Annotated in this window: 21 protein-coding genes; 12 read left to right on the top strand and 9 right to left on the bottom strand. The window is 69.5% G+C overall.

Annotated elements, in window-relative coordinates; translation table 11 throughout:
* Window positions 1–115 precede the first annotated feature (115 nt).
* The 7 genes from ssb to EYQ95_RS13385 all read left to right on the top strand — a co-directional run bounded on the left by ssb (window position 116) and on the right by EYQ95_RS13385 (window position 8,158).
* Window positions 116–604 (top strand): single-stranded DNA-binding protein, encoded by a 489-nt coding sequence (gene ssb, locus EYQ95_RS13355; protein ID WP_132327717.1) that lies wholly within the window; start codon window positions 116–118, stop codon window positions 602–604.
* A gap of 42 nt (window positions 605–646) precedes the next feature.
* The gene (gene rfbB / locus EYQ95_RS13360) at window positions 647–1,699 is read left to right on the top strand and encodes a dTDP-glucose 4,6-dehydratase (protein ID WP_132327718.1); all 1,053 of its coding nucleotides are present in this window, start codon (window positions 647–649) and stop codon (window positions 1,697–1,699) included.
* Window positions 1,696–2,589: a glucose-1-phosphate thymidylyltransferase RfbA gene (rfbA, locus tag EYQ95_RS13365; RefSeq protein ID WP_132327719.1), complete on the top strand. Its 894-nt coding sequence runs from the start codon at window positions 1,696–1,698 to the stop codon at window positions 2,587–2,589. The genes rfbB and rfbA overlap by 4 nt, the downstream gene beginning before the upstream one ends.
* Window positions 2,586–3,143, top strand: a complete 558-nt coding sequence (gene rfbC / locus EYQ95_RS13370) for a dTDP-4-dehydrorhamnose 3,5-epimerase (protein WP_132327720.1) — start codon at window positions 2,586–2,588, stop codon at window positions 3,141–3,143. Before rfbA ends, rfbC begins: the two co-directional genes overlap by 4 nt.
* Window positions 3,140–4,018, top strand: a complete 879-nt coding sequence (rfbD, locus tag EYQ95_RS13375) for a dTDP-4-dehydrorhamnose reductase (RefSeq protein WP_132327721.1) — start codon at window positions 3,140–3,142, stop codon at window positions 4,016–4,018. The genes rfbC and rfbD overlap by 4 nt, the downstream gene beginning before the upstream one ends.
* A gap of 93 nt (window positions 4,019–4,111) precedes the next feature.
* Window positions 4,112–6,094: a S9 family peptidase gene (locus tag EYQ95_RS13380; protein WP_243699927.1), complete on the top strand. Its 1,983-nt coding sequence runs from the start codon at window positions 4,112–4,114 to the stop codon at window positions 6,092–6,094.
* A 75-nt stretch (window positions 6,095–6,169) separates the two neighbouring features.
* The gene (locus EYQ95_RS13385; RefSeq protein ID WP_132327722.1) at window positions 6,170–8,158 is read left to right on the top strand and encodes a S9 family peptidase; all 1,989 of its coding nucleotides are present in this window, start codon (window positions 6,170–6,172) and stop codon (window positions 8,156–8,158) included.
* Window positions 8,159–8,231: 73 nt separating this feature from the next.
* On the opposite strand, the gene EYQ95_RS13390 is transcribed toward EYQ95_RS13385, so the two are convergent.
* On the bottom strand, window positions 8,232–9,947 hold the full coding sequence (locus tag EYQ95_RS13390) for a peptide MFS transporter (RefSeq protein ID WP_243699928.1): 1,716 nt from the start codon (window positions 9,945–9,947) through the stop codon (window positions 8,232–8,234).
* A gap of 123 nt (window positions 9,948–10,070) precedes the next feature.
* On the opposite strand from EYQ95_RS13390, the gene EYQ95_RS13395 reads away from it, so the two are divergent.
* The 4 genes from EYQ95_RS13395 (at window position 10,071) to EYQ95_RS13410 (ending at window position 15,255) form a co-directional block, all read left to right on the top strand.
* A complete protein-coding gene (locus EYQ95_RS13395) occupies window positions 10,071–12,128 on the top strand; it encodes a S9 family peptidase (RefSeq protein WP_132327723.1) in 2,058 nt (685 codons plus the stop codon).
* A gap of 56 nt (window positions 12,129–12,184) precedes the next feature.
* Window positions 12,185–13,444, top strand: a complete 1,260-nt coding sequence (locus EYQ95_RS13400; protein WP_132327724.1) for a DUF819 domain-containing protein — start codon at window positions 12,185–12,187, stop codon at window positions 13,442–13,444.
* A gap of 114 nt (window positions 13,445–13,558) precedes the next feature.
* Entirely contained in the window at window positions 13,559–14,323 is a 765-nt protein-coding gene (locus EYQ95_RS13405) for a histidine phosphatase family protein (RefSeq protein ID WP_132327725.1), read from the top strand.
* Complete coding sequence (locus tag EYQ95_RS13410; protein ID WP_132327726.1) at window positions 14,320–15,255, top strand: NAD(P)H-hydrate dehydratase; 936 nt, start codon at window positions 14,320–14,322, stop codon at window positions 15,253–15,255. Before EYQ95_RS13405 ends, EYQ95_RS13410 begins: the two co-directional genes overlap by 4 nt.
* Here the strand turns inward: EYQ95_RS13410 and EYQ95_RS13415 are convergent.
* From EYQ95_RS13415 to miaB, 8 genes are all read right to left on the bottom strand, one after another.
* Window positions 15,225–15,500, bottom strand: a complete 276-nt coding sequence (locus EYQ95_RS13415; RefSeq protein ID WP_370451250.1) for a YbdD/YjiX family protein — start codon at window positions 15,498–15,500, stop codon at window positions 15,225–15,227. The two genes, EYQ95_RS13410 and EYQ95_RS13415, sit on opposite strands and share 31 nt — an antisense overlap.
* On the bottom strand, window positions 15,431–17,482 hold the full coding sequence (locus tag EYQ95_RS13420; protein ID WP_132327728.1) for a carbon starvation CstA family protein: 2,052 nt from the start codon (window positions 17,480–17,482) through the stop codon (window positions 15,431–15,433). The genes EYQ95_RS13415 and EYQ95_RS13420 overlap by 70 nt, the downstream gene beginning before the upstream one ends.
* 151 nt (window positions 17,483–17,633) lie before the next feature.
* Complete coding sequence (locus EYQ95_RS13425; protein ID WP_132327729.1) at window positions 17,634–18,626, bottom strand: magnesium and cobalt transport protein CorA; 993 nt, start codon at window positions 18,624–18,626, stop codon at window positions 17,634–17,636.
* Window positions 18,623–19,846, bottom strand: coding sequence for a DUF4105 domain-containing protein (locus EYQ95_RS13430; RefSeq protein WP_132327730.1), 1,224 nt, complete (start codon window positions 19,844–19,846; stop codon window positions 18,623–18,625). Before EYQ95_RS13430 ends, EYQ95_RS13425 begins: the two co-directional genes overlap by 4 nt.
* The gene (locus EYQ95_RS13435; protein ID WP_132327731.1) at window positions 19,833–20,699 is read right to left on the bottom strand and encodes an HlyC/CorC family transporter; all 867 of its coding nucleotides are present in this window, start codon (window positions 20,697–20,699) and stop codon (window positions 19,833–19,835) included. The genes EYQ95_RS13430 and EYQ95_RS13435 overlap by 14 nt, the downstream gene beginning before the upstream one ends.
* Window positions 20,700–20,805: 106 nt before the next feature.
* Window positions 20,806–21,279, bottom strand: a complete 474-nt coding sequence (ybeY, locus tag EYQ95_RS13440; protein ID WP_132327732.1) for an rRNA maturation RNase YbeY — start codon at window positions 21,277–21,279, stop codon at window positions 20,806–20,808.
* 9 nt (window positions 21,280–21,288) lie between these two features.
* Window positions 21,289–22,272 carry a PhoH family protein gene (locus EYQ95_RS13445; RefSeq protein ID WP_132327733.1) on the bottom strand — a complete coding sequence of 328 codons (984 nt, stop codon included), beginning with the start codon at window positions 22,270–22,272 and terminating at the stop codon, window positions 21,289–21,291.
* A gap of 134 nt (window positions 22,273–22,406) precedes the next feature.
* The gene (miaB, locus tag EYQ95_RS13450; RefSeq protein ID WP_132327734.1) at window positions 22,407–23,807 is read right to left on the bottom strand and encodes a tRNA (N6-isopentenyl adenosine(37)-C2)-methylthiotransferase MiaB; all 1,401 of its coding nucleotides are present in this window, start codon (window positions 23,805–23,807) and stop codon (window positions 22,407–22,409) included.
* 153 nt (window positions 23,808–23,960) lie between these two features.
* On the opposite strand from miaB, the gene EYQ95_RS13455 reads away from it, so the two are divergent.
* The gene (locus EYQ95_RS13455) at window positions 23,961–24,854 is read left to right on the top strand and encodes a lytic transglycosylase domain-containing protein (protein WP_165924739.1); all 894 of its coding nucleotides are present in this window, start codon (window positions 23,961–23,963) and stop codon (window positions 24,852–24,854) included.
* Window positions 24,855–24,866 lie beyond the last annotated feature (12 nt).

The raw sequence follows: 24,866 nt of genomic DNA on the forward strand, positions 1-24,866 counted from the left end.
CTGCATGCGGCGCCGGGAAAAATTCCGACGCCGCGCCGCGGCCCGGCCCGACCGACGCCGGCCGCCGGGTATACTCCAATGTCGGTCGTCACAACGGCCCCGAAGGGAAATAGACATGGCACGCGGCGTCAACAAGGTGATTCTGGTCGGCAACCTCGGCAACGATCCGGAGGTGAAGTACACGCAGGGCGGCATGGCCATCACCACGCTCAGTCTGGCGACCACCAGCGTCCGCAAGGACAAGGACGGCAACCAGCAGGAGCGCACCGAGTGGCATCGCGTGAAGCTCTTCGGCAAGCTCGGCGAGATCGCCGGCGAGTACCTGAAGAAGGGGCGCCAGGTCTACATCGAAGGTTCGATCCGCTACGACAAGTTCACCGGCGCCGACGGGGTCGAGAAGTACTTCACCGACATCATCGCCGACGAGATGCAGATGCTCGGCGGCGGCAGCGAGGGTGGAGCGGGCGGCGGTCGCGGCGAGTTCCGCGGCGGTGATCGCGCGCAGCGCGCGCCGCAGTCCGCGCCGGCGCCCCGCCGCGAGGCCCCGGCCGCTCGCAATGCCGATTTCGGCAACGACTTCGCGGACGACGACATCCCGTTCTGATCCGCCGTTCCCCGAACTCCATACCTGCAGGACGCGAATTCCTTGACCACCTGGCTCGTGACCGGCGGCGCCGGCTTCATCGGCGGCAACTTCGTTCTGGATGCCGTCGCCCGCGGCATCCGTGTCGTCAACCTCGATGCCCTGACCTACGCGGGCAACCTCGACACGCTGGCATCGCTGGAGGGTGACGCCCGGCACGTGTTCGTGCACGGCGACATCGGTGACGCCGCGCTGGTCGGCCAGCTGCTCGCCGAGCACCGCCCGGATGCGGTGGTGAACTTCGCGGCCGAGAGCCACGTCGACCGTTCGATCGACGGCCCGGCGGCATTCGTCCAGACCAACGTCGTCGGCACGCTGTCGCTGCTCGAGCAGTCGCGCGATTACTGGAAGTCGCTGGACGCCCCGGCGCGCGATGCGTTCCGCTTCCTGCACGTCTCCACCGACGAGGTGTACGGCTCCCTGGGCGAGACCGGGAAGTTCACCGAGACCACCCCCTACGCGCCGAACTCGCCGTACTCGGCCTCCAAGGCGGCCTCGGACCACCTGGTCCGTGCGTTCCACCATACCTACGGCCTGCCGGTCCTCACGACCAACTGCTCGAACAACTACGGGCCCTACCAGTTCCCGGAAAAGCTCATCCCGCTGATCATCGCCCGCGCCCTGCGTGGCGAGCCGCTGCCCGTCTACGGCGACGGCCGCAACGTGCGTGACTGGCTCTACGTCGGCGACCACTGCGCCGCGATCCGCCGCGTGCTGGAAGCCGGGCAGGTGGGCGAGACCTACAACGTCGGTGGCAATGCCGAGCGCGAGAACATCGAAGTGGTGCGCACGATCTGCCACCTGCTCGACGCCCGCCGCCCGCTGGCCGATGGCCGCAGGCGCGAATCGCTGATCACCTTCGTCGCCGATCGCCCGGGGCACGACCGCCGCTATGCCATCGATGCATCGAAGATCGAGCGCGAGCTCGGTTGGGCGCCGACCATGACCTTCGAGCAGGGCATCGAGCGCACCGTGGACTGGTACCTAGACAACCAGCCCTGGGTCGAGCGCGTGCTCGACGGCAGCTACCGCCTCGAGCGGATCGGGCAGGCATGAGCAGCAGCGGCCGCAAGGGCATCATCCTCGCCGGTGGCTCGGGCACCCGGCTCTATCCGATCACCCAGGCGATCAGCAAGCAGCTGCTGCCGGTGTACGACAAGCCGATGATCTACTACCCGCTCAGCGTCCTGATGCTGGCGGGGATCCGCGACGTCCTGGTCATCAACACGCCCCACGAGCAGGCGCTGTTCCGCCAGCTGCTGGGCGACGGCTCGCAGTGGGGCATGCGCATCGAGTACGCGGTGCAGCCCAGCCCGGACGGCCTGGCGCAGGCGTTCCTGATCGGCGAGCGCTTCCTCGACGGCGCGCCGAGCTGCCTCGTGCTCGGCGACAACATCTTCCACGGCCCCGGCCTGACCGCCATGCTGCAGCGCGCCGATGCGCGGACCGAAGGCGCCACGGTGTTCGGCTACTGGGTGCGCGACCCGGAGCGCTACGGCGTGGCCGAGTTCGACGAGTCCGGCCGTGTGGTCGGCATCGAGGAAAAGCCCGCGTCGCCGCGCTCGAACTATGCCGTCACCGGCCTGTACTTCTACGACGGCCGCGCCAGTGGGTTCGCGTCGGGCCTGAAGCCTTCGCCACGCGGGGAACTGGAGATCACCGACCTCAACCGGTGCTATCTCGACGAGGGCGCGCTGCACCTGGAGCGCCTGGGCCGCGGTTACGCGTGGCTGGATACCGGCACGCACCAGTCCCTGTTGGAAGCGAGCAACTACATCGAGACCATCGAGGCGCGGCAGGGCCTGCGCGTGTGCTGTCCCGAAGAGGTGGCCTGGAACAACGGCTGGATCTCCGACGAGGAACTGCGCCGACTGGCCACGCCGCTGGCCAAGAACGGTTACGGGCGTTACCTCATGGCGCTGCCGGAGCGGGGTTTCGTTCCGTGAAGCTCATCGAGACCGACCTGCCGGGCTGCGTGGTGGTCGAGCCGCAGGTGTTCGGCGACGACCGCGGGTTCTTCTTCGAGTCCTTCAACCTCGACAAGCTCGCGCCGCATGCGATCGCCCCGCGCTTCGTACAGGGCAACGTCTCGTCCTCACGGCGCGGTGTCCTGCGCGGGCTGCACTACCAGTGGCCGAAGCCGCAGGGCAAGTACGTGTCGGTGGTGGAGGGCGAGGTCTGGGACGTCGCAGTCGACATCCGTCGCGGATCGCCCACCTTCGGCCGCTGGACCGCGGTGGTGCTGAGTGCCGAGAACAAGCGCCATTTCTGGATCCCCGAAGGGTTCGCGCACGGCTTCGTCACGTTGAGCGAGCGCGCGGTGTTCACGTACCTCTGCACGGCCACCTACGATCCCAAGGCTGACGCCAGCATCCGGTGGGACGATCCGGACCTCGCCATCGACTGGCCCGTTGGCGAGCCGCTCCTGTCTCCGAAGGACGCGCAGGCGCCGCTGCTTGCGGACCTGCCAGTCGAGCGCCTGCCGCCGTACGCGCCATGAAGATCCTACTCACCGGCGGCAATGGCCAGCTCGGCACCGATCTGCGCCGCGCGCTCGGCTTCGCCGAGCTCGTCACGACCACCCGCAACGGCGAAGATGCGGATGCGGCGCTGGACGTGGGTGACGTCGACGCCGTGGAGAATCTCATTCGCGCGCTTGGCCCTGACGTCGTGGTCAACGCCGCCGCGTATACCGCCGTCGACCGCGCGGAGTCCGAGGTGGACGCGGCCCTCGCCGCCAACGCGCGTGGCCCCGGAGCGATGGCGCGGGCCTGCGCCGCAACCGGCGCGATGCTGGTGCATTACTCCACCGACTACGTCTTCGATGGCGCCTCCGCGCAGCCCTATCGCGAGCAAGATGCGACCTCGCCGCTGGGTGTGTACGGGCTCAGCAAGCTCGAGGGCGAACAGGCCATCCGGGCGTCCGGCGCGCGCCACCTGATCCTGCGCACGGCATGGGTCTATGCCATGCACGGGCACAACTTCCTGCGCACCATGCTGCGCCTGGGGGCTGAGCGCGACGAGCTGCGCGTCGTGGCGGACCAGACCGGCTGCCCGACGCCCGCATGGCTCATCGCTGATACCACCGCGCGCCTGCTCTCACGTGGCGATGCGATGCCTGCCGGCACCCGTCACCTTGTCGCGTCGGGCACCACGACCTGGCACGGCTTTGCAGATGCGATCTTCGACGAGGCGCTGCGTCACGGCCTCATCGATCGGCGGCCCCGCCTGGTGCCCATCGCCACGGCGGATTATCCGACGCCGGCCCGGCGTCCCGCGTACTCCGTCCTTTCCACCGATGCCCTGGTGGCTGATCTCGGGGAAGCGTTGCCGCATTGGCGTGACGCGCTGGCGCTCACTTTCGTGAATCGCTGAACACGTATTGCCGCTCCGTGCGGCGTGCGCGCAGGCCGCCCATCCGGTAGGCTCGGCGCGGGGAAAAAAGCGCCGGATATCCGGAGGGGAAACGTGAAGTACGCACCAGCCATTCTGCTGGGCCTGGCGATCGCCGGCCCTGCGCACGCCGCCACGCCATCGATCGAGGACTTCGTCCGGCACCCGACCTACAGCGGCGTGAAGATCTCCCCCGATGGGGAGTACCTCGCGCTCACGGTCGACCGTGGCGAGCAGAACGTCCTGACGGTGATGCGCACCAAGGACCTCAGCCTCGTCAAGGTCAACCAGTTGCCTGATGGCAAGAGCGTGGGCCAGTTCTACTGGACGAGCCCGCAGCGCCTGATGTTCAACTCCATCAGGAAGGTGGGCACGTACGCGCAGCCCTTCGGTACCGGCGAGTGGTACGGCGTGAACGCCGACGGCAGTCAGGCCCGTCCGCTCGTGTTCTATGGCACGCGCGACGTCACGCAGCGTGGGAAAACCGTGGGCTCGGAGAGGTTCAGCCTGCTGGACACCCTGAAGGACGACGACACGAACGTCCTGATGGAGGTGAATTATCCCAAGTCCAGCGAGGGTGTCGGTACCGAGGTCGTTCTGTTCGACACGCTGTCGGGGCGACGCAAGCCGGTGGCCCGCGCCCCACGTGAGAATTGCGGCATCGCGCTCGACGCCGCGAAGCAGCCGCGCTACGCCGTCTGCATGGACGACGAAGACGCGCAGGGCCGCTACGACACCCATGCCGAGCTCTACCAGCGCGCAGCCGACGGAAGCTGGAAGCTCGTCAACAGCTCGAAGTCGACCGGCACCATGCTGTCGGTGCTGGGGACCTCCGGCGACGGGCGCATCTACGCGTTGCGCAGCGACGGCAAGAAGCCGCAGGCGCTGGGCACGATCGACAACGCCACGGGCGCCTTCAAGCCGCTTTTCGAGGATCCGGTTTCCGATCCGGCGGGCTTCATCCGCTCCACCGACGGCGAAACCATCCTTGGCGTCGTCACCGAGGCCGGCGTGCCGCGGGTGACGATGATCGAGGAGGATCATCCCGACGCCGAACTCTACGCCTCGCTCGCGGCCGCGTTCCCCGGGCAGCTCGTGAACTTCGCGAGCGCCACGCGTGACGGGCGCAAGGTCGTGGTTTCGGTGTCCAGCGACCGCAACCCGGGTGAGCTGTACCTCTACGACCGCGATACAGGCAAGGCGCGCTTCCTGATGCGCAGCCGCGCCTGGATCGACGCCGAGAAGATGGCGCGCGTCAAGCCGTTCTCCCTCAAGACACGCGATGGGCTCACGATCTACGGCTACCTGACGATTCCGCACGGTTCCAGTGGCAAGAACATGCCGCTGATCGTCAATCCGCACGGCGGCCCGATGGGTCCGCGTGATGACTGGGGCTTCAACTGGGAAACCCAGCTGTTCGCCAGCCGCGGTTACGCGGTGCTGCAGGTCAACTACCGTGGCTCGGGCGGCTTCGGCAAGGGCTTCGAGGACATGGCCTACGGCCAATGGGCGACGGGCATCATGAACGACATCATCGATGCCACGAAGTGGGCGATCGACGCCGGTCATGCCGACCCTGAGCGGATCTGCATCTACGGCGGCAGCTTCGGCGGGTATGCCTCGATGATGGCCCCCGCGCGCGAACCGGGTCTGTTCAAGTGTGCCTTCGGCTACGTGGGCGCGTACAGCGCGGAGATCCAGATGCGCCTGAGCGACACGAGCAAGAGCGAGTCGGGCATGCGTTATCTCAAGCGCGCGTATGGAGCGACCAAGGCCGAGCAGGATGCGATGTCGCCGGTCAACCATGCGCACAGGATCCAGATCCCGGTCTATCTCGCCGCGGGTGCCCGCGACCCGCGCTGCCCGCCCGAGCACACCGAGGCCATGTACAAGGCGCTCAGCGCGGCCGGCAACACGCCCGAGGGCATGATCATCCAGTCGGGCGAGATGCACGGGTTCTACGACGTCGAGAACCGCAAGAAGCTGTATTCGGAGATGCTGGAGTTCTTCGGCCGGCACATCGGCAAGCAGGCGCCGGGCGTGGCGGGCGTCGACTGACTGCCGGCCAGGACACACGGCGGTCTCCTCCGCACCGGAGGCCGCCGTTTTTCGTGAGGACAGGGAGATCGGGGAATGCGGAAGGCATGCAAGGTGCTGTCGGTGCTGGCAGGCGTGTTGCTGGCGCCTTCGTTACTCGCGGTGGAGGTCGAGCGTTTCGTCGCGCGCGACAAGTTCGAAGCAATCAAGATCTCGCCGACGGGCGAGTACTTCGCGGCGTCGGTGCCGCTGGACGACCGGACGGTGCTGGCCATCATCCGCCGTTCCGACAACAAGATGACCGGAACGTTCGCGCTGGAGCAGCACAACCACGTCGCCGACTTCCATTGGGTCAACCCCGAGCGGGTGCTCATCAGCACGTCGCAGAAGTTCGGCGACCTCGATACGCCCGGCCTCACCGGCGAGCTGTTCGCGCTGAACGCCGACGGTAGCGGCAGCGAGATACTCGTGGGATACCGCGTCCAGGGGAACGGCCTGGGCACGCGCATCCAGCCCAAGAAGGTCGAGACCGTGGCCGCGTTCCTGGTGGACGATCTTCCGGCCGACGACAGGAACGTGCTGATCTCGGTGCAGCCGTTCGCCCGTGATGCGTTCTCCGATGCGGAGCGCATGGACGTGTACACGGGCCGACGCGCGCGCGTGGCCAGCGCCCCGGTCCGCAATGCCGATTTCGTGACCGACAACGCCGGTGTCGTGCGCTTCGCCGCGGGACAGGACCTCGACCTCAGCCGCAAGCTCTATTACCGCAAGGGGAACGGCGCGGAGTGGAAGCTGCTCAACGACGAGTCAAGGAGCGGTCGCGCGGAGTCGCCGCTGGGCTTCTCGGCCGACAACCGCACCGCATACCTGCGCGTCGAGCACGTCAAGGGCCCCGACAGCATCGTGGCCTATGACGTGGAAACCGGCCAGCGTACCGAGGTTGCGCGCCATCCCGTGGTGGACCCGAACCGCGTGATCGATCGCCGCGGCAGCGGGGTTCCGGTCGGCGTGGTCTTCGAGGACGGGCGCAGCAGCACGCAGTTCTTCGACAAGGGATCGCCCGAGGCGCGCCTGCAGCGCAGCCTGGAGGCCGCATTCGCCGGGCATGACGTGACCGTGACGTCGGAAACCGCCGATGGACGGCTGGCACTGGTGTTCGTCTCCAGCGACCGGAACCCGGGCGACTACTACCTCTTCGACACGGTCGCCAAGAAGGCCGACCACGTGCTCAGCGCGCGCGAGTGGTTCGATCCGGAAAAGATGGATCCCACCCAGCCCTTCCGTTTCGCCGCGCGCGATGGCCTCGGGATCCACGGCTACGTGACGCGCCCGAAAGGCACGGAGGGCAGGGCGCTGCCGATGGTGGTGATGCCGCACGGTGGCCCGTTCGGCATTCGCGATTACTGGCAGTTCACCAACGACGTCCAGCTGCTCGCCAGCGCCGGGTACGCGGTGCTGCAGGTCAATTTCCGCGGCTCCGGCGGCTATGGTCGCGATTTCCGCCATGCCGGCGCGCGGGAGTGGGGCGGAAAGATGCAAGACGACGTCACCGACGCGACGCGCTGGGCGATCAAGGAGGGAATCGCCGATCCGTCGCGCATCTGCCTCTACGGGGCGAGCTACGGTGCCTACGCCTCGCTCATGGGGGTGGCGAAGGAACCGTCGCTGTACCGCTGCGCCGCCGGTTACGTCGGCGTCTACGATCTGCCCACGATGCATACCGAGGGCGACATCCGCGAGTCCGGCAGCGGCAGGATGTATCTGGACGAGTGGGTCGGACCCCGTGCGGACCTCGCTGCGGTTTCGCCTACGCGCATGGCGGACCGGATCAAGGTTCCCGTGTTCCTTGCCGCGGGCGGCGAGGATCGCCGTACGCCGATCGAGCATTCGAAGATGATGGAACAGGCGCTCAGGCGCGCCGGCGTGCCGGTGGAGACGCTGTACTACGACACGGAGGGCCACGGCTTCTACCGTCCCGAGCATCGCCGGGAGTTCTACACGCGGCTTCTGGCGTTCCTGTCGCGCAGCCTGGGCGGCGCGACGGCTTCCGCGGCTCCGTCCGGCGCTCCAGCTGCCGCGAAGTAACGCGGGCTATCTCCAGGGATGGAAAAAGGGCGCCCGTCGGGGCGCCCTTTTCGTTGGGCCACGGTGCGCGGCCTCACTTCACGCCATGCATCCATCGCCGCAGCAGCGGCGTCAACGCGAAGTACAGCAGGCCGCTGGCGACACCGACGATCAGCATGGTCTGGAACAGGTCGCCGTAGCGCGCGGAGGCGGCGGCGAAGTCGATGGCCTGGCCCTCGGGCACGTCCAGCGAGGCGAGCTTGGCGAACTGCGCGGCCAGCACTTCCGAGTACGCGGTCGCCAGCCAGAAGCCGCCCATCATCAGGCCCACCACGCGTGCCACCGAAAGCTGGGTGACCGCCGAGAGGCCGATCGGCGACAGGCACATCTCGCCGATCTCGAGGATGAAATAGGCCAGCACCAGCCACCAGACGGTCGCGAGTGCACCGCCCGAAGCCGCCTCGGCCGCGGCCATGAGCGGCAGGAAGGCCAGACCCGCCACGACGAGGCCGAAGGCCATCTTCGCGGGCTTGCTCGGGTTCAGGCCGCGTCGTTCCAGCCAGGGCCAGAGCCAGGCGAAGAGCGGCGAGAGCAGCACGATGAACATCGCGCCGAGGAAGGTGAGCGAGCCCGCGGTGTGCTCGACGAAGACGATGTCGTGTGCCCCGACGATCAGGAGCCCCGCTGCCAGCGCCGCGACCAGCAGCTTCGCCAGGCCCGGGCTGCCGCCGTCGCTGGCCCTGAGCGCGACGATCATGAGCAAGGGGCTGGCCGCGAGCAGGAACATCGACCAGGGCAGTACCACGTTGCCGCCGCCGAGCCCCGGGAACAGGTCCTTGGTGAGCAGGCGGTCGGTGAACGTGACCCAGCTGCCGTAGGTCTGCTCGTAGAGCGTGAAGAAGATCAGCACGCCGATGATCAGGACGAGCAGGGAGATCATCTGCTCGCGTTCGACCTTGCTGCAGCGCACGAGGAACCACGCGAACCAGGCGAAGAAGCCGATGGCGATGACGTGCATGGACCAGTGGACCGCGCCCGTGCTCTGCAGCAGCAGCCAGACCACGCCGACGCCGCCCAGCGAGCCGATGTAGATCCACCATTCGCGCGCAAGGCCGGCCACGCGCTCGCGCAGGACGGCCGGGTCGCGCGGCTCGGCCAGCCCGTACAGGTAGCGCTGGCCCCAGAGGAACATCACCAGGCCGGCGACCATGCCGATGCCGGCTGCGCCGAAGCCGTACTTCCAGCCGTAACGTTCGCCCAGGAAGGCGCAGATCAGGCTCGCGAACAGCGCGCCGATGTTGATGCCGGCGTAGAACACGGTGAAGCCCGAATCGCGCCGCGGATCGTTCTCGGGATAGAGCTGGCCGACGATGGTCGAGATGTTGGGCTTGAGGAAGCCCACGCCCATGATGATCAGCGCCAGCGAGAGATAGAAGACCTGCAGCGCGCCCTCGTCGCGAACGACCTGTCCCCCGACCACGCGCGCCTGCTCGCCCTCGAACGCCATGCCCAGGTGCCCGAGCACCAGCAGCACCGCCCCGAACACCACGGCCTTGCGCATGCCCAGGTAGCGGTCGGCCAGCAGGCCGCCGATCACCGGGGCCGCGTAGACGAGGCCGCCATACGCGCCGAGCAGGTCGTAGCCGGCGTCGTCGCCGAACAGGTGGTACTTCAGCAGGTACAGCAGGAGCAGCGCCTTCATGCCGTAGAAGGAGAAGCGCTCCCACATCTCGGTGAAGAAGCAGACGTACAGGCCCTTGGGATGCCCGAGGAACTCGTGGCGGGCGCGTTCGGCGATCGGTTGCGACACGCGCGGCTCCGTGGTGTGGGGAAGGGGCCGAGTATAGCCAGCGCCACGCAGGCCGCCCGCCGCGCTTCCCCGCGCGTGGCCCACCGCCTACCATCGGCCGCCTGTCCCTGCCGCGGAGCTGCCATGTCCCTGCGTCACGCCTGCCTGCCGTTGCTGATCGCCGCCGCGCTGCCCCTCGCCGCGCATGCCGCGCCCCGCGGCCTCGAGCCGCGCGACCTCGCCACGCTCGAGCGGTATGCATCGCCGCAGCTCACGCCCGACGGCGGCACGGTGCTGTTCACCCGCCGCACGGTGGACTTCGACGGGAACCGCTCGTCCACGGCACTGTGGGCGCAGGACACGCGCGAGGGCGCCAAGCCCCGCCGCATCACGCCCGACGGCTGGAACATCAATTCGCCGGAGCTGTCGGCCGACGGCAGGACCGCCTACTTCCTCAGCGCGAAGTCGGGCTCCATGCAGCTCTACGCGGTGCCTGTGGCGGGTGGAAAGCCCCGCCAGCTCACCGCGTTGCCCCTCGATGTCGGCAGCTACTCGGTTGCGCCCGACGGGCGCCGGGTGGCGCTGAGCCTCGAGGTCTTTCCCGAATGCGGCGCCGAGATCGCCTGCAGCGTCCAGCGCAACGAGGCCAGGTCGAAGGACAGGCGCAGCGGCCGGGTGTTCGATCGCATGTTCGTGCGCCATTGGGACGCATGGAACGAGGGTCGACTCAACCGCCTGTTCGTGGCCGACCTGGGCACGAAGCCGGCAGCGGACGCGAGACTCGTGGGTGGCGCCATCGTGGCCGACGTTCCCTCGCGCCCGTTCGGCGACGCGACCGAGTACGCCTGGTCGCCCGACGGCAGCTCCATCGCCTTCACCGCGCGCAATGCCGACCGCGTCGAACCGTGGTCCACGAATTTCGACATCTACCTCGCCCCGGCCGACGGTTCGGGCGAGCCGCGCAACCTCACCCAGGGCAACCCCGCCTGGGACACGGTCGGCCAGTTCAGCCCCGACGGCCGCCGCCTCTACTATCGGGCGATGAAGCGTCCCGGCTTCGAGGCCGACCGCTTCGCCCTCATCGAGCTCGAGCTTGCCACCGGCGTGCGCCGCGAGATCGCGCCGCAGTGGGATCGCTCGGCCGACAGTGTCCACCTGTCGGACGACGGGCGCACGATCTACACGACGGCGCAGGACATGGGGCAGCACCCGCTGTTCGCGATCGACGTCGCCAGCGGCGCCGCGACGCGAGTCGTCGGCGACGGCAGCGTGTCGGCGGTCGACGTGGAGAACGGCCGCCTGGCCTTCGCGCGCAATACGCTGCACTCGGGCGACCAGATCTTCGTGGGTGGCATCGGCGGGCAGCCCGTGCGCGCACTCACGCCGAGCGCGGCGCAGATGCTGCCCGACGTGCGCTTCGGCGACTTCGAGCAGTTCAGCTTCAAGGGCTGGAACGGCGACACCGTGCACGGCTACGTGGTCAAGCCATGGAACTACGTCGAGGGGCAGAAGTATCCGGTCGCATTCCTGATCCACGGCGGCCCGCAGGGCAGCTTCGGCAACGGCTGGAGCTACCGCTGGAATCCGCAGACGTATGCGGGCCAGGGCTATGCGGTGGTCATGATCGACTTCCACGGGTCGACCGGCTACGGCCAGGCCTTCACCGACGCGATCAGCCAGCACTGGGGTGATCGCCCGCTCGAGGACCTGCAGAAGGGCTGGGCGGCCGCGCAGAAGCAGTACCCGTTCCTCGACGGCGAGCGCGCCTGCGCCCTGGGGGCCAGCTACGGCGGCTACATGGTCAACTGGATCGCGGGCCGCTGGAACGCGCCGTGGAAGTGCCTGGTCAGCCATGCCGGCGTGTTCGATCAGCGCATGATGGGCTATTCCACAGAGGAGCTGTGGTTCACCGAGTGGGAGAACGGCGGCACGCCGTTCGAGGTGCCGCAGAATTACGAGCGCTTCAACCCGGTCAACCACGTCGACCAGTGGCGCGTGCCGATGCTGGTGATCCACGGCCAGCTCGACTACCGCATTCCGGTGGAGCAGGGCATCGCCGCGTTCCATGCGCTGCAGCGGCGGAACGTGCCGTCGAAGTTCCTGTACTTCCCGGACGAGAACCACTGGATCCTCAAGCCGCAGAACTCGGTGCAGTGGCACGAGACGGTCAACGGCTGGCTGCGCCAGCACATCGGGCAGTGAACCCCTCACCGGAACGGCGGATGCCGGGCGCCGCATGCGCCCGGCCGGAGTGATCCATGGCAATCGAGGCAACGGGCGAATCCACCGCCCTCATCACCGACGACGCGGTCGTGCTCGGCCTGCTGGCCATGACACTCGGCGCCGTGTTCTGGACGTCGTCGCGCGAAACGGGCTTCTGGAAGAAGTTCTACGGCGTCGTCCCGGCGCTGCTGCTGTGCTACCTGATCCCGGCGATCTACAACAGCGTCGGCCTCATCGACGGTGGCGCTTCCGGCCTGTACCCGATGGCGCGCGACTACCTGCTGCCCGCGGCACTCGTGCTGCTCTGCATCGCCATCGACTTCAAGGCCATCCTGCGCCTCGGGCCCAAGGCGGTCATCATGTTCCTCACCGGCACGCTGGGCGTGATGCTCGGCGCGGTCATGGCCTTCCTCGCGATGGGCTTCATCCATCCGGCGACGGTCGAAGGCGATACCTGGCGTGGCATGACGACGGTGGCGGGGAGCTGGATTGGCGGCGGCGCGAACCAGGCGGCGATGAAGGAAGTCTTCGCGGTGGACGCGAACCTGTTCGGGCAGTTCGTCGCCGTCGACGTGCTGGTCGCCAGCGTCTGGATGGCGGTGCTGCTGTTCCTGGCCGGCCGCAGCGCCGCGTTCGACCGCTGGACGCGCGCAGATCTCACCGCCATCGACGACCTCAAGCGTCGCGTCGAGGCCTACCAGGCCGAGCACACGCGCATTCCGACGCTCACCGACCTGATGGTGATCCTGGCGATCGGCCTCGGCGCCACGGGGCTGGCGCATGCGCTCACCGGTCCGCTGGTCGGCTGGATCGCCACGCTGCCGGCCGAGTGGCGGCTCGAGGATTACAGCCTGACCGCACGCTTCTTCTGGATCACCGTGCTGGCGACCACGTTCGGGCTGGCGTTGAGCTTCACCCGCGCGCGCCGCATGGAAGGCGCGGGTGCCTCGCGCATCGGTTCGCTGTTCCTCTATGTGCTGGTGGCGACCATCGGCATGCAGATGGACCTGGCCGCCTTGCTGGACAGGCCCCTGCTGTTCCTGATGGGCGCGATCTGGATCGCGACGCATGGGTTGCTGATGCTGGTGGTGGCCAAGCTCATCCGGGCTCCGCTGTTCTTCATGGCGGTGGGCTCGCAGGCGAACATCGGCGGGGCCGCGTCTGCACCGGTCGTCGCCAGCGCCTTCCACCCGGCCCTGGCACCGGTCGGCGTGCTGCTTGCGGTGCTGGGCTATGCGCTGGGCACGTACGCCGCCTACCTCACCGGGCTGGCGCTGCAGGGGATGGCGGCCTGAGCGCAGCCTGCGGCACGCGACGCACGCCTGGCGCGGCTTCCCCGCATCGCCGGGCGGAGGCCGAATGCGGGATCTCTCACGCCCTGTTGAAACCGCGTGCCGCAAGGTGCGCGCATGCGCGAGGAACAACGCTGGCCGCACACGCTCTGGATCGTCCGGCACGGCCAGTCGGCCGGCAACGTGGCGCGCGACGCGGCGCAGGCCGCGCGGGCGCTCTCCATCGACTACGACGTCCGCGATGCCGACGTCCCGCTGTCGTCGCTGGGTGAGCACCAGGCCGACGCGCTGGGCCGCTGGTTCGCGGCGATGCCGGGCGAGGTCCGCCCGAACGTGTTCCTGTGTTCGCCCTACGTGCGCGCGCGCCAGACCCTGGAACGCGTGGTGGCGGCGATGGGGTGCGATCTGCATGCAATCGTCCAGGACGAGCGCCTGCGCGAGCGCGAGTTCGGCGTTTTCGACGGGCTCACGCGGCTGGGCGTGGAACACCGGTATCCGGACCAGGCCCGCGCACTGACCACCATCGGGAAGTTCTACCACCGCCCGCCCGGGGGCGAGAGCTGGTGCGACGTGATCCTGCGGCTGCGCAGCGTGATGGACACGCTGGCCCTGGAGTATCGGCACTGCCGCGTGCTGATCGTCGCGCACCAGGTCACCGTGCTGTGCTTCCGCTACCTCATCGAGAAGATGACCGAAGCCCGGATCCTCGCCATCGACCGCGAGGGCGACGTGGCGAACTGCGGGGTGACCGAATACGGCTTCGTGCCCGAACCCGCCCCGGTCGGACGCCTGCAGCTGCGCCGCTACAACTACAGCGCGCCCGTGGCCGACGCCGGCGAGCCGGTGACGGCGCAAGCGGACGTGCCGGCGGGCCGCCGATGAGAACGCGGCGTGCCGGGCCTGTCGCGCTCACGCCGGCATGGCTGCGGCGGCATCCGTTGCCGCAGCCGGACGACACCGCCGACAAGCGCGGACGCGGGCAGGTGCTGGTGGTGGCCGGGGCCGGCGAGATGCCGGGCGCCGCACTTCTGTGTGCGGTGGGGACGCTGCGCGCGGGCGCGGGGCGCCTCCAGGTTGCCACCACCGCGGCAGCCGCACCCCTGGTTGCGGCCACGGTGCCCGAGGCACGCGTGATCGCGCTGCCCGAGGCGAAATCCGGTGCACTTTCGACGCGCGCCCGTGCCCGGCTCGATGCGCTCGCCGCGGACGCGGACGCGCTGGTGGTCGGGCCGGGAATGCTGGAGGCCGATGCGGCGTCGCGCATGCTGGCCGGCTGGCTCGCGGGGCTGCCGGCGATACCCGCAGTGGTCGACGCAGCGGCGCTGTGCGCACTGGGATTGGACGGCGAGCGCATCGCGGCCGGGCGTGCCGAGCTGATCCTGACCCCGCATGCCGGCGAGGCCGCGCGCCTGCTGGCCGTCGAACGCGAAGTCGTCGAAGCCGATGCATGCGCCCATTGCCGCGAGCTGGCATCGCGCTACGGCGCCGTCGTCGTGATGAAGGGGGCGACGACCTACATCGCCGCCGGCACCGGGCCCGTGCTGCGCAATCGCCATGGCAACGTCGGGCTGGCGATGTCCGGTTCGGGCGATACCCTCGCCGGGATCATCGGCGGGCTGTCGGCCCGCGGCGCGGGGCCGTCCCTCGCGGCGGCCTGGGGCGTGTTCCTGCACGCGGCCGCCGCGGATGCCATCCGCGCGCGCCAGGGCACGCTGGGCTTCCTTGCGCGCGAGTTGCTGGACGAGATCCCGTCCATCATGAATGCCTTCGCGAGCGGCCGGAGTCAGCAGCAGCGACCACGCCCGCGCGCATAGCGCGCGGACATGCGTTCGCGCGCGAACTCGCCGGGTGTCATCGGCGTACGCCCGGGATGCGCCTTCCGCACGTGGGCGACATACGCAGCGTAATCGGGCACGCCAACGGCCAGGCGCGCGGTCCGTGCGAGCCAGCGCCATGCGTCCGCCAGCCGGGCAATGGGCGCGCGGCGGCTCATGCGAGCGCGTCGACCCGCGCTTCGACCTCGCGCGCGGTCGGCTGCGGGCAAGCGCGCGCCGCCCATGCGGCGCGCAGTCCGAATGCGACCGTCGCCAGCAGCACGCCCATGAACAGCGCGCAGAGCGCGGCATTGAGGTGGTTGTTGAAGACCAGCCGCTCCATGTCGCCCAGCGATTTCGCAGGCGCCGCCAGCTCGCCGCGCGCGATCGCGTCGGAGAACCTGCGCGCATTCGCGAGGAAGCCGATCTTCGGATCGGGATGGAAGATCTTCTGCCAGCCCGCGGTCATCGTGCACACGAGCAGCCACAGGGTCGGAACGAGCGGGATCCAGACGTGCCGCTCGCGCTTCATGCGCACCAGTACCACGCAGCAGAAGGTGAGGGCGATGCCCGCGAGCATCTGGTTCGCGATGCCGAACAGCGGCCATAGCGTATTGATGCCCCCGAGCGGGTCCACCACGCCCTGGTAGAGGAACCAGCCCCAGCCCGCCACGGCGAGCGCCGTGCACAGCAGGTTGCCGAACCAGCTCTCGGTGGCGCGCAGCGGCGCCCAGGCCAGGCCCGCGAGTTCCTGGAACATGAAGCGCGCCACGCGGGTACCGGCGTCGATGGTGGTGAGGATGAACAGCGCCTCGAACAGGATGGCGTAGTGGTACCAGAAGGCCATCATGCCGCCACCGCCGACGAGCCCGGTCAGCAGCTGCGCCATCCCGACCGCGAGCGTGGGCGCGCCGCCGGTGCGCGATAGCACGGTCTCCTCGCCGATGTCGCGCGCGGTCTGCGCGAGCATCTCCGGCGTGATCGCAAAGCCCCACTGGGAGATGGCCGCGGCGGCGGTCTCGACCGTCGGACCCAGCAGCGCGACCGGCGAGTTCATCGCGAAATACAGGCCAGGCTGCAGCACGCAGGCGGCGATCAGCGCCATCACCGCGACGAAGGCCTCCATCAGCATGCCGCCGTAGCCTATGAACGGGATGTGCGTCTCGTTCTCCAGCATCTTGGGGGTGGTGCCCGAGCTGATCAGCGCATGGAAGCCCGATACCGCCCCGCAGGCGATGGTGATGAACAGGAACGGGAAGAGCTGGCCGGAGAACACCGGGCCGGTGCCGTCGACGAACCGGGTGACCGCGGGCATCTGCAGGTCCGGCCGCGCGACGAGGATCGCCAGGGCCAGTACCAGCACGGTGCCGATCTTGAGGAAGGTCGAGAGATAGTCGCGCGGCGCGAGCAGCAGCCAGACCGGCAATGCCGCCGCCACGAAGCCGTAGCCGATCAGCAGCCAGGCCAGCGTGGTGCCCTGCAGGCGGAACACGGCGCTCCATTCCGGATCGGCGGCCACGTGCCCGCCCGCCCAGATCGACGCGAGCAGCAGCCCGAGCCCGAGCAGCGAGACCTCGAGGATGCGGCCCGGCCGCAGCCAGCGCAGGTAGACGCCCATCAGCAGCGCGATGGGAATGGTCATGGCCACGGTGAACGTGCCCCAGGGGCTTTCGGCCAGGGCCTTCACCACCACCAGCGCCAGCACCGCGAGCAGGATGATCATGATCATGGCGATGCCCAGCATGGCGATCACGCCGGCGGCATTGCCCATCTCGCTGCGGATCATCTCGCCCAGCGAGCGGCCGTCGCGCCGGGTGGAGAAGAAGAGAACGAGCATGTCCTGCACCGCGCCGGCGAAGACCACGCCGAACAGGATCCAGAGTGTGCCGGGCAGGTAGCCCATCTGCGCGGCCAGTACCGGCCCCACCAGCGGCCCGGCCCCTGCGATGGCGGCGAAGTGGTGCCCGTAGAGCACGGTCTTTTCGGTGGGGACGTAATCCAGGCCGTCATTGCGACGCCAGGCGGGCGTGAGCCGCGCGGCGTCGAGGCCGATCGCGCGGCCGACGTGGCGCGCGTAGAAGCGGTAGGCGATGAAGAAGACGCTGGCCGAGGCTGCGACCAGCCACATCGCGCTCACGGTCTCGCCCCGCTGCAGCGCGAGCACGGCCAGCGACAGCACGGTGAGCACCGCGAGGCCCGCCCAGCCAAGACGCGTCATCCACTGCATAGCCTGTCCTCCCCGACGTGGCGCGAGCGTGGCGCAGGCGCGGGGACGGGTCAATTCCGGCTCGCAGGTGCGGCACGGCCGACGCACCGGGCCGCGGCAGCCGGGCAGGCGAAGCGCGCCCAGCGACATGGGCCCGCCGCGGCCGCATCGGCTACAGCCAGCGTGCCTTCTTGAACTTCCAGTACAGGCCCGCCGAGATGAGCGCGACAACCCCGATCAGCGTCGCGTAGCTCCAGCGCCCGTGCAGTTCCGGCATGTGCTCGAAGTTCATCCCGTACCAGCTGGCGATCAGCGTGGGCGCGGCGAGCAGCGCGGCCCACGCACCCAGCCGCTTCACCACCTCGCCCTGCTGGACGGTCACGAGCGAGAGGTTCACGCTCACCGCGGTGGTCAGCATCTCGCGCAGCGTCTCGGTGCTCGCGTCGATGCGCACGGCGTGGTCGAGCACATCGCGCATGTACAGCTGCACCTCCTCGTCGAAGAGGGGCCCACGCGCCCGGGCGAGGTGTCCGACGATGTCCTGCATCGGCGCGACCGCCATGCGGAGCCGGGTCAGCTCGCGCTTGAGGGCGTAGAGCTGGTGCACGGTGTCGCGGCTGAAGGCCTCGGCGAAGATCAGCTTCTCCAGGTCGAGGAGCATGCGGTTGAACTCGTCGACGATCGGCGCGTAGTTGTCGACCACCAGGTCGAGCACGGCGTACAGCGCCGCACCCGGGCCGTGCACGAGCAGGTCGCGCTCGCGCTCCAGCCGCGCGCGGGCCGGCGCATAGCTGGCCGAGGCGCCATGGCGCACGGTGACGATGTAGCGCGGGCCCGCGAAGACGTGCGTCTCGCCGAAACGGATCCGCCCCTCCACCGACTGCGCGGTGTGCACGGCGATGAAGAGCGAGTCGCCATAGCCCTCGATCTTCGGCCGCTGGTGCGCGTTCTGCGCGTCCTCGACCGCGAGATCGTGCAGGCCGAACTCCTCCTGCAGCGTGTCCAGCACCTGCGCGCCGGGTTCGTACAGGCCGACCCAGACCCAGCTTCCGTCATCGACGGCGAGCACGTCGCTGATCGCCTCGATGGGGATGTCGCGTCGCGTGCCGTCGGCGGCATAGGCGGCGCAGTTGATGATGCTGGCGGGTGGCAGCGCGCTGCTCACCGGCCGTCGTCCCGGCCGCGTCGCCCTGGCTTGCCCAGCCCGGCCCAGAGGCCCAGATGCAGCGGAAGCAGGAGCGCGATCCACCGCGCATTGTCCTGCGGCGCCGCCGAGAGCCAGTACAGGAAGAGGCCGGCCACGGCCAACGCCGCCACCAGCGCGAGGCCGGGGCCGAACAGCCGCCCCGGGGCGCGCCCGCGCAGCAGGCGCCACGCGCCGGGCAGCAGCAGCCAGGCAGCCGGGTTCAGCAGCAGCAGGTTGTGGTTCGTCCACCCGAATACGTGCGCGGTGGCGAGCCAGATGTACAGCAGCAAGGTGCCCAGCAGGCCCATGACCGCCCAGGCCACCAGCGCCACGGCAGCCGTCGCCCGCGGCGCGCGGCGGCCCGCCCAGGCGGCCGCGATGCCGAGCACGAGGCCTGCGGCAAGCCAGGGCAGAAGCGGGCGGGGCGCGTCGGCCGGCTCCGGCGCGATGCGATGGGGGAGGATCGTCGTCTCCGACGCGACCAGCGGTCGCCCCCCCACGCGCACCTCGCGCAGCGCGTCGGCCAGGCGCATGGGGACGAAGGCCTCGTCCCAGAGCGAGAGCGGCCTGTCGGCGCGCGGGCCCAGGCCGATGTCGAAGCCCAGCCGCATCCACCAGGCGGGCGAGGCCAGCCGCACGGCCTCGCTTCGGTAGGTGGAGCCGCGCGAACGCGAGGCGAGCTGGCGGTGCAGCTCGCCGCCGAGCGTGGCGTCGACCGCGTCGCGCACGCGCGTGGCGCAGTTGTCGCGGAAGTAGTCGTAGGTATAGACGGCGTTCTCGGGGCGCGCGTTGACTTCCAGGCGCCGCGCGAGGTCCAGGGCCTGCGCCCCGGTCAGGTCCAGCCACTGGACGGATACGCCGCGGCCTTCCTCGCGGTAGAGGGCGAGGTCGTCCTCCAGCGGGAGCGCGACCAGCCGGTAGCGCATCCTGCCGCGGATGAAGTTGCCGACGAAGCCGGGCTCGGCAAGGTCGAAGAAGCCGAAGTTGTAGGACGTGGCGCGGCCGGTCGCCGGATCGACGACCACGATCGCGTCGTGGCCGAAGCGTTCCCAGAAGATCCGGCCCGGCTGCATGGTCGCCACGCCGATGCGCGGCGCGGCCGCCTGCGCGATGCCGGCCAGCGCGAGCAGCAGCAGCGTGGCCAGCAGGCGCAGGGCGGCCGGCAGCGCGCGGGCGGCACGCGCCTCATTCGTCGCCATGCACGCCCACGTGGAAGGCGTGCACCCGGCGCGCGTCTGCGCCGGCCACGCGGAACACGAACCGGCCCAGGCTCAGCTCCTCGCCCGCCTCCGGCAGGTGGCCGATGGCGGCGGTCACGAGGCCGCCGATGGTGTCGTACTCGTCGTCGTCGAAGTCCGCGCCGAAGCGCTGGTTGAAGTCGGCGATGGGCGTGAGGGCGTCGACGACGAACTGGCCGTCGGCATGCGCCGCGATCAGCGCGTTCGGGTCGGCCGCCTCGTCGTGCTCGTCATCGATCTCGCCGACGATCTGCTCCAGCACGTCCTCGATGGTGACCAGCCCGGCCACGCCGCCGTGCTCGTCGATGACGATGGCCATGTGGTTGCGCGAGGAGCGGAACTCGCGCAGCAGCACGTCCAGGCGCTTGCTCTCGGGGATGAGCACCGCCGGGCGCAGCAGTTCGTGGATCGTGGCGGGGCCGTGGTCGCTGACCACGCCGCGCAGCAGGTCCTTGGCGAGCAGGATGCCCAGGACTTCGTCCTTGTCCTCGCCGTGTACCGGGAAGCGCGAATGGCCGCTCTCGACCACCATCTTCATGAGGTCCAGGAAGCGGGCTTCGGCGGGCAGGGACACCATCTGCGAGCGCGGGATCATCACGTCGCCCACGGTCATGTCGGAGACGGCGATCGCGCCCTCCATCATGCGCAGCGTGTCGGCGGCGATCAGGCCGTCGGCCTGCGCGTCCCGCAGCAGCTCCACCAGGTCCTCGCGGGTGGACGGCTCGCCCGACAGCGCGGCGCTGATGCGGTCGAACCAGGATCGGCGGTCGGCACCGCGTTCGTGTGCCTGCGTACTACTGTCGTCCTCGGCCATGTCTCGGTCAGAAAAGGCCGCCGGAGGGGGCGGCATCACAGTCTATCCGGGGAGCGGCCCCGGCCGGTCGATATGGGGGCGTGGGCCGGTCGGGACAAGCGGCCACTCAGTACGGATCCGCCACGCCCAGGCCGCCCAGGATCTCGCGTTCCAGCGCTTCCATGGCCTCGGCGTCGGCGTCGTCCTCGTGGTCCCATCCCAGCAGGTGCAGCGCGCCGTGCACGGTGAGGTGGGCGTAGTGGTCGTTGAGGGCCTTGCCCTGCTCGGCCGCCTCGCGGGCGACCACCGGGGCGCAGATCACCAGGTCGCCCAGCAGCGGCAGCCTGACGCCTTCCGGCAGGCCCTCGGGCAGCTCGGCCGGAAAGCTCAGCACGTTGGTGGCGTAGTCCTTGCCGCGGTAGTGCCGGTTGAGGGCACGGCCTTCCTCCTCGCCGACCACGCGGATCGACAGGTCCGCCTCGCGGATGCGCCGGTCCAGGGCCGCCGCCACCCACCTGCGGAAGCTGGCGGCGGCGGGGACGCCGCGGCGCGGCGTCGCGTAGGAAACGGCGACGTCCAGTCTCACCGGTCCGACCGTCATGGCACGACCTCAGCTGCGGCCGCCGGCCGCCTCGTGGGCATCCCGCGCATCGTAGGCGTTGACGATGCGCGCCACCAGCGGGTGGCGCACCACGTCGCGCGACTCGAAGAAGGTGAAGCTGATGCCGTCGACGCCGCGCAGCACGTCGATCGCATCCTTGAGCCCCGACTTCACGTTGCGCGGCAGGTCGATCTGCGTCATGTCGCCGGTGACGACCGCCGTGCTGCCGAAGCCGATGCGCGTGAGGAACATCTTCATCTGCTCGATCGTGGTGTTCTGCGCCTCGTCGAGGATCACGTAGGCGTCGTTGAGCGTGCGGCCGCGCATGTAGGCCAGCGGTGCGACCTCGATGACGTTGCGTTCCATCAGCTTCACCACCTTCTCCACGCCCAGCATCTCGTAGAGCGCGTCGTAGAGCGGGCGCAGGTAGGGGTCGACCTTCTGCGTCAGGTCGCCCGGCAGGAAGCCGAGCTTCTCGCCGGCCTCCACCGCGGGGCGCACCAGGATGATGCGCTGCACGCGCGAGGTGTTGAGCGCCTCGACCGCGCTGGCGACCGCCAGGAATGTCTTGCCCGTGCCCGCGGGGCCGATGCCGAAGTTGATGTCGTGCGTGGCGATCGCATGCAGGTAGCGCGCCTGGTTCTGGCCGCGCGCGCGCAGGTTGCCCCGCTTGACCTTGATGACGACCTCCTGCGGCTCGACCTCGTCGCGCATGCGCTGCTCCACGCCTGATTCGGACAGGCGCAGGTGGAGCGCATGCTCGGTGAGCGTCTCGGTGGCCGCGTCCTGCCAGAGCTCGTCGATCAGGCGCTCGGCGTGCACCACCGCCTCGCGCGGGCCCTGGATGCGGAAGACGTTGCCGCGATTGGAGATCTCGATGCCAAGGCGCAGCTCGAGCATGCGCAGGTGGGCGTCGAACGGCCCGGCGAGGTTGGCCAGGCGCTCGGGGTCGGCGGGGTCGAGGACGAAGTCGCGGGTGAGTTGGTCGGCCATGCGGGGGAGGGGGCTCGAGTTCGGGCCGACGATGCATGCACCGGCCGGTACGGCGCGTGAGCTTGCGCGGCGGCGCGGGTTTTCGCAAAGGGCAGGCGGCCCGCGCGAGCCGCCACGCCGTCGAGCGCTCGGCCTCAGGCCGGCGCAGCCGCCTCGGCGGTCACCACCCGGCCGCGCAGCGAGTTGCTCATCGCCTCGGTGATCACCACGTCCACGAACTGGCCGATCAGGCGGGGCGGGGCGGGGAAGTTCACCGAGCGCATGTTCTCGGTCTTGCCGGTGAGCTCGTTCGGGTTCTTGCGCGACGGGCCTTCGACGAGGATGCGCTGCACCGAGCCGACCATCGCCTGCGAGATACGCCGGGCGTTGTCGTTGATCGTCGCCTGCAGGCGGGCGAGCCGCGCATGCTTGACCTCGCTGGAGACGTCGTCCTCCAGGTTGGCCGCCGGCGTGCCCGGGCGGCGCGAGTAGATGAAGGAGAACGACTGGTCGAAGCCCACGTCTTCGATCAGCTTCATCGTCTTCTCGAAGTCCGCGTCGGTCTCGCCGGGGAAGCCGACGATGAAGTCCGACGAGATCGAGATGTCCGGCCGCACGGCGCGCAGCTTGCGGATCTTCTGCTTGAACTCCAGCGCCGTGTAGCCGCGCTTCATGGCCGCGAGGATGCGGTCCGAGCCCGACTGCACGGGCAGGTGCAGGTAGTTCGCCAGCTGCGGCACGTCGCGGTAGGCCTCCACCAGCGAGTCCGAGAACTCCAGCGGGTGCGAGGTGGTGAAGCGGATGCGGTCCACGCCGTCGATCTCGGCGATAGTGCGGATCAGCAGGCCGAGGTCCGCCACCTCGCCGTCCCCGTATGGCCCGCGGTAGGCATTGACGTTCTGCCCCAGCAGGTTGATCTCGCGCACGCCCTGCGCGGCAAGCTGCGCCACCTCGACCAGCACGTCCTCGAACGGTCGGCTGACCTCCTCGCCGCGGGTGTAGGGCACCACGCAGAACGAGCAGTACTTGCTGCAGCCCTCCATGATCGAGACGAAGGCGCTGGGCCCGTCCGCGCGCGGCTCGGGCAGGCGGTCGAACTTCTCGATCTCGGGGAAGCTGATGTCGACCTGCGGCCGGCCCGTTTCGCGTCGGGCCTCGATCAGCTGCGGCAGGCGGTGCAGGGTCTGCGGGCCGAAGACCAGGTCGACGAACGGCGCGCGCTTGACGATCGCCTCGCCCTCTTGGCTCGCCACGCAGCCGCCTACGCCGATCAGCACGGGCTTGCCGCCCTGCTTGTGCTGGCGCCAGCGACCGAGCTGGCTGAAGACCTTCTCCTGCGCCTTCTCGCGGATCGAGCAGGTGTTGACCAGGATGACGTCGGCCTCGGCCGGGTCGGTGGTGATCTCGAGGCCCTCGGCCGCGGCGAGAACGTCGGCCATCTTCGCCGAATCGTACTCGTTCATCTGGCAGCCGTGGGTTTCGATGAACAGCTTGCCGCGCGGCGCGACGGGGGGGGCCGGCGCCCCGGGGGCATCGGCGAGCAGCAGGTCGGTCATGTGAATCCGGGAAGGGCGGCGCTTAGTCCGGGCCGGGCGGGCAGTTTACCGCGCCGCAACAGCGCGGGTGACGGCGTCCGCAGAAGACAATTCTAAACAGATCAAGGGGTTGTGAAAACTCCGGGAACACGGAATGATGGCCCCATGAAGACGATCCGTGGTGTCCTGCTCCTGTCGGGCCTGGTTCTCGCCGCCCCCGCCTTCGCCGGCACGGTCTACCGCTGCGACACCGCGGAAGGCCGCAGCTACGTCAGCAAGCGCATCAAGGGCGCGTCTTGCGAGGTCGTCAGCCAGTACTCGGCGCCGAAGCGCTCGCGCAGCACCCCGGCGCCGGCCGCGGCCGGTGCGGTCATGCAGACCAGCCTGGTATCGGGTTCGCCGGCCAGCGGCAGCGTACCGCCGGCCACGGTCGTGCCGGCCGCGTCCGCGGCGCCTGCCGCATCGTCGGGCGCTTCGGGCAGCCCGCGGCTGGTACAGGGCCAGATCTACTCCTATGTGAAGGACGGCGTCCGCCACTACTCCAGCAAGCGGCCGCAGGGCGTCGCCCATGCCGGTGCGGTGCGGACGATCCGCTACAGCTACATGGAGACCTGCTTCGCCTGCGGGGCCAAGCCGGGTGTGAACTTCGGCAAGATCCGCCTGCGCACCGACGCCTACGCCAACGAGATCTCGGCCGCTGCCGCCCAGTACGGGGTGGACGAGTCCATCGTGCGCGCGATCATCCATGCCGAGTCGGCCTACAACCCGAATGCGCTCTCGCGCGTCGGCGCCCAGGGCCTGATGCAGCTGATGCCGGCCACGGCGCGCCGTTTCGGCGTCTCCAACGCCTTCGACCCCGCGCAGAACATCCGTGGCGGCGTGCAGTACCTGGCCTGGCTGCTCAAGCGCTTCAACGGCAACCTGACCCTGGCCGCGGCCGGCTACAACGCCGGCGAGGGCGCCGTCGACAGGTACAAGGGCGTGCCGCCCTACGGCGAGACGCAGCGCTACGTGCAACGCGTGGCCCTGCTGGCCGACCGCTACCGCAGCGCGACCATCCGTCGCTGACGCGATTTCCGG

Source organism: Lysobacter sp. N42, assembly GCF_004344885.1.